This is a genomic window from Streptomyces sp. 12E, assembly GCF_055633275.1.
The window spans coordinates 6,476,552-6,486,849 of record NZ_JBVNCJ010000001.1 but is presented as its reverse complement, the minus strand read 5'-3'; the positions used below and the strand labels follow the sequence as shown (position 1 = coordinate 6,486,849).

Sequence of the window (10,298 nt, the reverse complement as noted above, 5' to 3'; positions counted from 1 at the left end):
GGGCCAGCCCTCACGGGCCGGGAAGCCGGGGCTCCGGCTTCCCGGCCCGGTCCGGCCGCCCCGGCCGGATCCCCGGCTCCCGGGTCAGGGCTTGATCAGCACCTTGACCGCGCCGTCCTGCTTCTTCTGGAACATGTCGTAGGCCTGCGGCGCCTCGTCGAGCGGCACGCGGTGGGTGGCGAAGTCGTCGACGCCCAGGGGGTCCTCGTCGGTGAGGTAGGGGATGATCTCGTCGCTCCAGCGGCGTACGTTCGCCTGGCCCATGCGCATCTGGATCTGCTTGTCGAACAGGGTGAGCATGGGCAGCGGGTCGGCCATGCCGCCGTAGACGCCGCTGATCGAGATGGTGCCGCCGCGGCGCACCAGTTCGATCGCGGTGTACAGGGCGGCGAGCCGGTCGACGCTGAAGCGTTCCGCCATCGGGCCGCTGAGCTTGCGGGGCAGCAGAGCCGAGGCGTTCTGCACCATGCGGGCCGCCGCGCTGCCGTGCGCCTCGGTGCCGACGGCGTCGATCACGGCGTCGGGGCCGCGGCCGTCGGTCTGGTCGCGGATCGCGGCGACGAGTTCCTTCTCGTCGTCGAAGGAGCGCAGGTCGAAGGTCTCCACGCCCCGCTGCTTCGCCCGGTTCAGCCGTTCCGGGACCAGATCCACGCCGAACACCCGTCCCGCGCCCTGGACCTGGGCGATCCGGCAGGCCATGTCGCCGATGGGGCCGAGTCCGAGCACGGCGACGCTGCCCCCCTTCGGGACACCGGCGTAGGCGACCGCCTGCCAGGCGGTGGGCAGGACGTCGGAGAGGTAGACGAACCGGTCGTCGGACGGGCCCTCGGGCACCTTGATCGGGCCGTACTGGGCCTGCGGGACCCGCAGGTACTCGGCCTGGGCGCCCGGGACCGCGCCGTACAGCCGGGTGTAGCCGAACAGGGCCGCGCCCATGTTCTCGGCGCTGACCTGGGTGGTCTCGCACTGGGTGGGCAGTCCGGTCAGGCACATCCAGCAGTTGCCGCAGGCGATCTGGAATGGCACCACGACCCGGTCGCCGACCTGGAGGTCGGGCACGGCCGCGCCGACCTCCTCGACGATGCCCATCGGCTCGTGGCCGAGGATGTCGCCCGGGGTCATGAACGGGGTGAGGACCTCGTACAGGTGCAGATCGGATCCGCACAGTCCGGTGGAGGTGACGCGGATGATCGCGTCCGTCGGCTCCTCGATCCGGGGATCGGGCACGTTCTCCACCCTCACGTCCCGCTTTCCCTGCCAGGTCAGTGCCCTCATCGCCGTCCGCTCCCTCCGTGGTGGCCGGTGTGTCGCTCATGCGGTGGGCGTCCGGGTACCCGAGCCGCCGTGCGCCGAACCGCCGGCCACCGGGCCGGTCGGCAGAGGCCGCCGCGGGGAGGGCGGGCGGACGGGCACCGCGCGCGGTCGGGCGCGGGCGGTGTACGCGCGGGCCACCTGGTCGCCCCGGCCGGTCCGGTCAGCGCGGGGCGGACAGGGAGGGGGCCGGGTCGCGCAGCCCTTCGGCCGCGTCCGCCACCCGCCGGATGAGGTCGATGAAGAGCGCCTGCTCGCCGGCGTCGAGCGGGGCCAGGAGGACCTGGTTCATCCGCGCGGTGCGCACCGTCAGCCGGCGGTGGGTGCGCACGCCGTCGCCGGTGAGGCGCAGCAGGAAGCGGCGGCCGTCCTGCGGATCGCGGACCTTGTCCAGCAGCCCGCGCCGGGTGAGCCGGCCGATCACCTCGGCGATGGTGGACCGGTCGAGGCCGACCCGCTCCCCCACGGTGCGCTGGTCCAGGCCCGGCTCGGCGACGAGCGCGTTGAGGACCGCGAACTGCGGCGAGGTGATCTCCTCGGAGACCATCGTGTTCCACAGCAGGTGGTGCGCCTGCTGGAGCCGCCGGGCGAGGTGCCCGGGGTGGGTGGTGAGGTCCACCGCGACCATGCGCGCTCCCCAGTCGTTTTCGTTGGTGTACTGAACAATACCCGCACGGTGCGTCTTTCTCGTGACCTCATGTTCCGTTCGGTACGGACGTGAACAGGGTATTGACGCTCCACCCTCCTCGCTGGCAGCGTGTGGCCGACCTCGCGGAAATAATCAGTGTCCTGACTAACCCGGTCGGGTCGCCCGGAAAGGACGGGATCCCTCGGATGGACAAGGTGGTCGCCTCGGCTGCGGAGGCGGTGGCTGACGTGCCGGACGGCGCGTCACTGGCGGTGGGCGGCTTCGGCCTCAGCGGTGTGCCGAACGTGCTGATCCAGGCGCTGCACGAGCGGGGGGCCGACGGTCTGTCGGTCGTCTCGAACAACTGCGGGGCGATGGAGTCCGGGCTCGCGGTGCTGCTGGCGGCGGGCCGGATCGCCCGGGTGACCGGTTCCTACATCGGCGCGAACAAGGAGTTCGCCCGGCAGTACCTGGCCGGTGAGCTGGAGGTGGAGCTGATCCCTCAGGGCACGCTCGCGGAGCGGCTGCGCGCCGGGGGCGCCGGCATCCCGGCGTTCTACACCCCGGCCGGAGTGGGCACGCAGGTCGCCGAGGGCGGACTGCCCTGGCGCTACGACGGCTCCGGCGGGGTGGCGCTCGCCTCGCCCGCGAAGGAGGTCCGGGAGTTCGACGGCGCCCGGTACGTGCTGGAGCGCGGCATCCGCACCGACTACGCGCTGGTGCGGGCGGCCAAGGGCGACCGGCACGGCAACCTCGTGTTCAACAAGTCCGCCCGCAACTTCAACCCCCTCGCCGCGATGGCGGGCCGGGTGACGGTCGCGGAGGTGGAGGAGCTGGTCGAACCCGGCGCCCTCGACCCGGACGCGGTGCACCTGCCGGGCGTCTTCGTGCAGCGGGTGGTCGCCCTCACGCCCGAGCAGGCGGCGGACAAGAGGATCGAGCGGCGGACGGTGAGCGGCTGATGGCCTGGACGCGGGAGGAGATGGCCGCGCGGGCGGCCCGGGAACTGCGCGACGGCCAGTACGTCAATCTCGGCATCGGCCTGCCCACACTGATCCCCGACCACCTCCCGGCCGGGGTCGAGGTGGTGCTGGAGAGCGAGAACGGCATCCTGGGCACCGGCCCGTACCCCGCCGAGGAAGCCGTCGACCCGGATCTGATCAACGCCGGGAAGGAGACCGTCACGGTCCTTCCGGGCGCCTCCTTCTTCGACTCGGCGCTGTCGTTCTCGATGATCCGCGGCGGGCACATCGACGTCGCCGTCCTCGGCGCCATGCAGGTGTCGGACCGCGGTGACCTGGCCAACTGGGCGGTGCCCGGCAAGCTCGTCACCGGCATCGGCGGCGCGATGGACCTGGTCCACGGCGCCCGCACGGTGATCGTGGTGATGACCCACACCGCGAAGGACGGCTCGCCGAAGATCGTGACGGAGTGCTCGCTGCCGCTGACCGGCAAGGAGTGCGTGGACCGGATCGTCACCGACCTCGGCGTCCTCGACGTCACCGACGACGGACTCGTCCTCGTCGAAACCGCCCCCGGCGTGACCGCCGGGGAGATCACCGCCAAGACCGGAGCCGAACTCACCCTCGGGGAGGGCCTGTCGTGACCGACGTACTCACTCAAGCCGGCATCGACCGGGAGATCGCGGCCGAGCACGCCGCGTACGGGAAGCGGGTCGCCGGCGGCGCGCCCGTCGAGCACCACCCGCGCCGCGACTACGCGCCGTACCGCTCCTCGGTGCTGCGCCACCCGAAGCGGCCCCCGGTCGCCATCGACGTCACCAAGGACCCCGAGCTGGTGGAGCTGTACTCCCCCGCGTTCGGGGAACGGGACATCACCGGGATCGACCACGACCTCACCCGGCAGCACGCCGGCGAGCCGATCGGCGAGCGCATCACCGTCTCCGGCCGGCTGCTGGACCGCGACGGGCGGCCGGTGCGCGGCCAGCTCGTGGAGATCTGGCAGGCCAACTCGGCCGGCCGGTACGCCCACCAGCGCGAGCAGCACGACGCCCCGCTGGACCCGAACTTCACCGGCGTGGGCCGCACCCTCAGCGACGACGAGGGCCGCTACCACTTCACCACCGTCCGGCCGGGCCCCTACCCCTGGCGCCAGCACGTGAACGCCTGGCGGCCCGCCCACATCCACTTCTCCGTCTTCGGCTCGGCGTTCACCCAGCGACTGGTGACGCAGATGTACTTCCCCGGCGATCCGCTCCTCCTGTACGACCCGATCATCCAGTCGGTGACCGACGACGCCGCACGGCAGCGCCTGATCGCGACGTACGACCACAGCCTGTCGGAGCCGGAGTCCTCGATGGGCTACCACTGGGACATCGTGCTCGACGGGCCGCGGGCCACCTGGACGGAAGAGGGGCGCTGACCCGCCATGACGAAGATCGACACCACGCGTCCGGAGACCGTGCTGCCCACCCCGTCGCACACGGTGGGCCCCTTCTACGGCCACGCCCTGCCCTTCCCCGGCGGTGAGGACATCGCGCCCGTCGGGCATCCGGACACCGTCACCGTGCACGGGTACGTGTACGACGGCGAGGGCCGGCCGCTGCCGGACGCGCTGCTGGAGCTGTGGGGGCCGGACCCCGAGGGAAACCTGCCGACGGCGGACGGCTCGATGCGCCGGGACCCGGCGAGCGGCGGCTTCCTCGGCCGCAACGGGGTGGAGTTCACCGGCTTCGGGCGGATCCAGACCGACGCGGACGGCCACTGGTACGCCCGTACGCTCCGCCCCGGGGCCCGTGGCGGGAACGCGCCCTACCTCAGTGTGTGCGTGTTCGCGCGGGGTCTGCTGGTGCACCTGTTCACCCGGATCTACCTGCCGGGCGACGGGGCGGCGCTGGCGGCGGACCCGCTGCTGTCCCGGCTCGACGCCGGGCGCCGCGACACGCTGGTCGCGGGCGAGGAGGGCGCGGGCACGTACCGTTTCGACATCCGCCTTCAGGGCGAGGGCGAGACGGTCTTCCTGGAGTTCCAGTGACATCAGCCGATTCCGACACCGGCCTGCTCGCCCCCGGGTGGGCCGGTTCCCCGGCCGCCGCCGAGACGGCGGACGCGGCGTTCCTGCGGGCGCTGCTCGACGCGGAGGCCGCGCTGACCCGCGCCCAGGCCGCGCTGGGGCTCGCCCCGGCCCGGGCGGCGACGGCGGTGACGGCGGCGGCCGACCCGGCCGGCTTCGATGTCGCGTCCCTCGCCGTGCGGGCGCGGGGCGGCGGGAATCCGGTGATCCCGCTGGTCGCGGAGCTGACCCGGGCGGTCGGCCCGGAGCACGGCCCGTACGTGCACCGGGGGGCGACCAGCCAGGACGTGATGGACACGGCCATGATGCTGGTCGCCCACCGCGCCCTGGGCCCGGTCCTCGCCGACCTCGACCGCTGCCGGCGGGCCCTGGCCCGGCTGGCCGCCGAGCACCGTGACACGCCGATGCCGGGCCGGACGCTGACCCAGCACGCCGTACCGACGACGTTCGGGCTGAAGGCGGCCGGGTGGCGGTCGCTGGTGCTGGACGCGCGGGACCGGGTGACGGCGGTGCGCGGCTCACTGCCCGCCCAGCTCGGCGGTGCGGCCGGGACGCTGGCGGCCTTCTCCGCGTACGGGGCCGAGGACGCCACCGCGCTGCCGGGCGCGTACGCCCGTGAACTCGGCCTCGCCGAACCCCTGCTGCCCTGGCACACGCTCCGCACGCCGGTCGCCGATCTCGCCGGGTGCCTGGCCCTGACGGCCGGGGCCCTCGGCAAGCTCGCCGTGGACGTCCTCACCCTCTCGCGCACGGAGATCTCCGAGGTCGCCGAGGGCAGCGGCGGCGGCTCCTCGGCCATGCCGCACAAGGCGAACCCGGTGCGCTCGACACTGATCGTCGCTGCGGCGCGGCGCGCCCCGCAGCTCGCGGCGACGCTGTACGGCTCGCTGGTGGCCGAGGACGAGCGGCCGGCCGGCGCCTGGCACGCCGAGTGGGAACCGCTGAGGGACCTGCTCCGTCTGGTGGGCGGCGCCGCCCGGGACGCGGCCGAACTGACCGAGGGGTTGCGGGTGCGTCCGGAGGCCATGCGCGACCACCTCCGGCTCACCCACGGACTGATCGTCTCCGAGCGGCTGTCCGCCGAACTGGCGCCGGTCCTCGGTCGCGCCCGCGCGAAGGAGCTGCTCACGAAGCTGGCCCGGCGGGCGTACCAGGAGGGCCGCGACCTCGGCGAACTGCTCGCCGAGGAAAACGGGTCGGAGGAGATCGACGTCTCCTCGCTCGTCGACCCCGCCCGTGACACCGGCTCCGCCGGAACCCTCACCGACCGCGCTCTGGAGCGACGTTGACCTATACCCTCCTCAACCACCGTACGGAAGGCCCCGCTTCCGCTCCCCCGCTGCTGCTGGGCCCCTCGCTCGGCACCTCGTACGCCCTGTGGGACCAGGTGGCGCCCGAGCTGTCGGCCGCGCACCGCGTGGTCCGCTGGGACCTGCCGGGGCACGGCGGTTCGGCGGCGGGGCTGATCGGTGCCGGTGCGACCGTCGGCGACCTCGCCGGTCTGGTGCTCGCGCTCGCCGACGCGCTCGGCATCGAGCGGTTCGCGTACGCGGGCGTCTCGCTGGGCGGCGCGGTGGGGCTGCATCTGGCCGTGCACCATCCGGACCGGCTGTCGTCACTGGCCGTGATCTGTTCCTCGGCGCACTTCAACGGCGCGAGGCCGTGGGAGGAACGGGCGGCGCTGGTGCGCCGCGAAGGGCTCGCCGGCCTCGCGGAGGGCGCGGACGCCCGGTGGTTCACGTCCGGGTTCACCGTGCCGGGGCTGGTCCGGGACCACCGGGAGGCCGATCCTGAGGCGTACGCCGCCTGCTGCGACGCGCTGGCCGCGTTCGACCTGCGGGACCGGCTGGCGGAGGTGTCCGTGCCGACGCTGCTGGTGGCCGGCCGGGAGGACCCGGCGACGCCGCCCGAGCACCTGCGGGAGATCGCGGACGCGGTGCCGGACGCCGCGCTGGTGGAGATCCCGGGCGCCTCGCACCTGGCGCCGGCCCAGCGCCCGGAGGCGGTGCTGGCCGCGTTGCGCACGCACTTCGACGGGTCCGCCCGGCGCGGTACGGAGGTGCGCCGGGAGGTGCTGGGCGACGCGCACGTGGACCGGGCGCAGGCCCGGCAGACGCCGTTCACCGCACGCTTCCAGGACTTCGTCTCGCGCTACGCCTGGGGCGAGATCTGGACCGACCCGACCCTCTCCCGCCGCGAGCGCAGCATGATCACGCTCACGGCGCTGGTCGCGCACGGCCACCACGACGAGCTCGCCATGCACGTCCGCGCGGCGCGGCGGGGTGGGCTCGCCCCCGAGGAGATCGGGGCGGTGCTGCTCCAGACGGCCGTGTACTGCGGGGTTCCGGCGGCGAACTCGGCGTTCGCGACGGCCCAGCGGGTGCTGGCGGAGGAGGAGTAGCCGGGGACCTCCGCGGACGGAACGGCTAGCGCGGTCCCGCGCCCGCCCCGAGCTCCTCCCCGGCCCGCTTCACCAGGCCGTCCGCGCCGCAGGAGCGGGCCAGGGCGAGGCCGCGTTCGAGGTCGGGGACGGAGCGGGCGAGGATGCCGTACTCGACGCGGGCCGCGGCGTGTTCGTACTGGCAGGGGGAGGACTCCAGGTAGGTGACCGCCTGGGCGGCGAGCCGGACCGCGCGCTGGCCGGTCTCGAGGGCGGCGGCGACGCGCAGGGCCTCTCCCACGGCGGTGTCCGTGCCGAAGCGCTCGGCCTGCCGGCGGACGTCGACGGCGAGCCGGGCGGCGCGTGCGGGGTCCTCGGTGGCGAGGGCGCGGGCGAGGTCGGCGGCCCAGAAGACGTGCACCGGATTGTGGTGGCCGCGCGCGTCCGCCGCCTTCTGCGCCGCCTCCAGTTCGTTGACGCCCTCCTGGACGCGGCCCACGGAGAGCAGCAGCCGGCCGCGCACGGAGCGCGGGTCGGGCAGCACGATGGTGGACGGGTAGGGCGGTGCGAAGTCGTACCGTTCGGCCACCTTCCAGGCCTCGTCGACATGACCGCGCGCGAGCAGGGTGTCGACCAGGTTGCAGGTCGCCGTCCAGTACAGGGGCAGTCCGCGGCCGACGCGTTCGGCCAGGCGCAGGGACTCGCGCAGTGCCGCCTCCGCCGCCGCCAGCCGGCCCCGCCTGCGGTGCCCGAGTCCCACGTAGGCGTGGGCCAGGGCCAGGTGACCGCCGCTCCAGCCCGCCGTGTCGTAGGCCTGCAGGGCCTCGTTGTAGAGGCTCTCGGCGCGGTCGAGGCGGTCGGTGTACGCGTAGGTGTCGGCCAGCATCAGCAGCAGCTCGACACCCCACTCGGAGTCGGTCCAGCCGAGGCCGGGGGCGAGGCGGCCGTTGACGAGGGCGCGGTCGCAGATCTCGACGATCTCCTCGGCGTTCTCGCCGCGCATCATGGCGTCGAAGCCGCGCACGATGAGCAGCGCGCGCTCGGAGTTGTCCCGGCCGGTGCAGGTGGCGGCGAGTTCGGCCAGCCGTTCGGAGCGGCCGGGGGAGGCGGCCTCGCCGGCGTGGATGCCCTCCCACATGAACTGCACGGTCCGCAGCCGCATCTGCGCGGGGCCGGGTTCCAGCCGGGAGGCCTCCGCCTCGACGGTGCGCACGGCCTCCTCCATCTGGTCGTTGTGCAGCAGCGCCTGGGAGAGGCGGACCACGGCGTCCACCCGCCGGTCGCCGTCGAGGCCGGGCATGCCGAGGGCGGCCCGCAGGTGGCCGATGGTGCGGGCGGGTGCGGTGAGGAAGGTGGCGCAGCCCAGCTCGTAGAGGACCTGCGCGTGGACCTCGGGGCGGGGCGGTTCCTCCAGGGCGCGTTCCAGGCAGCGGCGGGCGGCGTCCGGGGCGCCGACGGCGAGGTGCTCGCGGGCGGCCTCGCGCAGTTGCCAGACGAGTTCCTCGTCGTCGTCCGGGTGCACTTCCAGGAGGTGGCGGGCCGCCGCGGCGGCGCCGCGTCCGGAGTCGGTGACGATCCGGGCGGCTATGCCGTGCATGGCGCGGCGCAGGGCGTCGGGGATGGAGTTGTAGACGGCGGTGGCGATCAGGGGGTGGACGAACTCGAGGTCGGCGGGGGCGGTGCGGCCCGCGGCGGACGGAGCGGGGACGGTGAGTATGCGGGCGCCGCGCAGGCGTTCGGCGCAGCGGGCGGCGTCGTCGGCCTTCAGGGTGGCGAGCCGGGCCACCAGGTCGACGGTGATGTCGTTGCCGAGGATGGCGGCGGCCCAGGCGAACCGGGTGGCGTCTACGCCGAGTTGTTCCAGGCGGGCGACGAGTCCGCCGCCGCGGGCGGAGCGGTTCAGGTCGCGCAGTTCGCCGGCGTGGGCCTCGACGGGTTCGAGTCCGGTGTCCTGGACCTTGGCGAGGAGTTCGACGGTCTCGTAGGGGTTGCCGCCGGTGACGGCCCAGACCTCGCGGCAGAACGCGGCGTCGGCGTTCTCGCCCAGGGTGGCGCGGGTGAGTCCGGCCGCGGCCTGAGGGGTGAGGGCGCTGAGGGTGGTGACGGGCCGGTCGGCGGCGACGGCGTCCAGGTGCCGGGCGCCGGGTCCGGAGATCCCGCCGGGCCTGCGGGCGACCACCACGAGGACGGAGACGTCCGCCAGGCGTTCGGCGAAGGAGGCGAGCCAGTGGAGGGTCTCCTGGTCGGCCCAGTGCGCGTCGTCGATCAGCAGGACCAGCGGCCAGTCCCGGCGGGCCAGTCGGCGCACGGCGACGACCAGTCCCTCGCACACGCCCTGCGGGTCGGCGTGGCGTTCGCCGGGGTCGGCTATGCCGAGGGCGGGGCCGGCGATGTCGTACCAGTCGCCGAGGTACTCGCGCGCCTCCTCCGGCAGCATCGACACCAGTGCGGGCTGGAGGAGTTGACGCACGACGTGGAAGGGGACGGAGCGCAGGGTCTCGCCGCCGCGGGCCGACCACACGGTGCAGCCGCGCTGTTCGGCGATGCGGCGGGTCTCGGCCAGCAGCGCGGTCTTGCCGAGTCCGGCCTCGCCCCGGAACACCAGCAGGCCGCCCGGTGAGGAGCGGTCCGCGCACAGGGCGTCGACGGCCTGTGCGATCACGGCGACTTCCTCGTCGCGCTCCCACAGCACGGCCGAGGGGACGGCCGGGGGCCGTACCTCCGTCATCCCGCTACCTCCCCGAGTCGCCCGAATGACGTACAGACCTCGAGCGTAGTCCTCCTGCCGCCCGGGCGGTGCCCGCTCGCGCCACGTGTTGCCGTGACGGGTGACACGGACGCGGGAAGTCGACGCGCGTCGCCCCTCACCAGGGGTCCTGATGGTCAACTGCTGTCAAGGGGAGGGGAGATGGAAATCGCCGGACGGCCCGTGCGGGGGTGTGACCG

At 74.1% G+C, this 10,298-nt stretch carries 9 protein-coding genes; 6 read left to right on the top strand and 3 right to left on the bottom strand.

Annotation, left to right across the window (positions count from 1 at the left end; translation table 11 throughout):
• Positions 1–84 precede the first annotated feature (84 nt).
• Together ACZ8ZB_RS29765 and ACZ8ZB_RS29760 are read right to left on the bottom strand one after the other, a co-directional pair.
• Positions 85–1,275, bottom strand: a complete 1,191-nt coding sequence (locus ACZ8ZB_RS29765; RefSeq protein WP_470740698.1) for a zinc-dependent alcohol dehydrogenase — start codon at positions 1,273–1,275, stop codon at positions 85–87.
• Between the two features lie 199 nt (positions 1,276–1,474).
• A complete protein-coding gene (locus ACZ8ZB_RS29760; protein ID WP_470740697.1) occupies positions 1,475–1,939 on the bottom strand; it encodes a MarR family winged helix-turn-helix transcriptional regulator in 465 nt (154 codons plus the stop codon).
• 206 nt (positions 1,940–2,145) lie between these two features.
• On the opposite strand from ACZ8ZB_RS29760, the gene ACZ8ZB_RS29755 reads away from it, so the two are divergent.
• From ACZ8ZB_RS29755 to pcaDC, 6 genes are read left to right on the top strand one after another with little or no spacing between them, the layout of a single operon-like run.
• A complete protein-coding gene (locus tag ACZ8ZB_RS29755) occupies positions 2,146–2,901 on the top strand; it encodes a CoA transferase subunit A (protein ID WP_470740696.1) in 756 nt (251 codons plus the stop codon).
• Positions 2,901–3,545 carry a CoA transferase subunit B gene (locus ACZ8ZB_RS29750; protein WP_470740695.1) on the top strand — a complete coding sequence of 215 codons (645 nt, stop codon included), beginning with the start codon at positions 2,901–2,903 and terminating at the stop codon, positions 3,543–3,545. Before ACZ8ZB_RS29755 ends, ACZ8ZB_RS29750 begins: the two co-directional genes overlap by 1 nt.
• Positions 3,542–4,321 carry a protocatechuate 3,4-dioxygenase subunit beta gene (gene pcaH / locus ACZ8ZB_RS29745; protein WP_470740694.1) on the top strand — a complete coding sequence of 260 codons (780 nt, stop codon included), beginning with the start codon at positions 3,542–3,544 and terminating at the stop codon, positions 4,319–4,321. The genes ACZ8ZB_RS29750 and pcaH overlap by 4 nt, the downstream gene beginning before the upstream one ends.
• 6 nt (positions 4,322–4,327) lie before the next feature.
• Positions 4,328–4,933, top strand: coding sequence for a protocatechuate 3,4-dioxygenase subunit alpha (pcaG, locus tag ACZ8ZB_RS29740; RefSeq protein ID WP_470740693.1), 606 nt, complete (start codon positions 4,328–4,330; stop codon positions 4,931–4,933).
• Positions 4,930–6,261, top strand: a complete 1,332-nt coding sequence (gene pcaB / locus ACZ8ZB_RS29735; RefSeq protein ID WP_470740692.1) for a 3-carboxy-cis,cis-muconate cycloisomerase — start codon at positions 4,930–4,932, stop codon at positions 6,259–6,261. Before pcaG ends, pcaB begins: the two co-directional genes overlap by 4 nt.
• On the top strand, positions 6,258–7,373 hold the full coding sequence (gene pcaDC / locus ACZ8ZB_RS29730; RefSeq protein WP_470740691.1) for a bifunctional 3-oxoadipate enol-lactonase/4-carboxymuconolactone decarboxylase PcaDC: 1,116 nt from the start codon (positions 6,258–6,260) through the stop codon (positions 7,371–7,373). Before pcaB ends, pcaDC begins: the two co-directional genes overlap by 4 nt.
• Positions 7,374–7,398: 25 nt before the next feature.
• On the opposite strand, the gene ACZ8ZB_RS29725 is transcribed toward pcaDC, so the two are convergent.
• The gene (locus tag ACZ8ZB_RS29725; protein ID WP_470740690.1) at positions 7,399–10,080 is read right to left on the bottom strand and encodes an ATP-binding protein; all 2,682 of its coding nucleotides are present in this window, start codon (positions 10,078–10,080) and stop codon (positions 7,399–7,401) included.
• Positions 10,081–10,298: the final 218 nt, after the last annotated feature.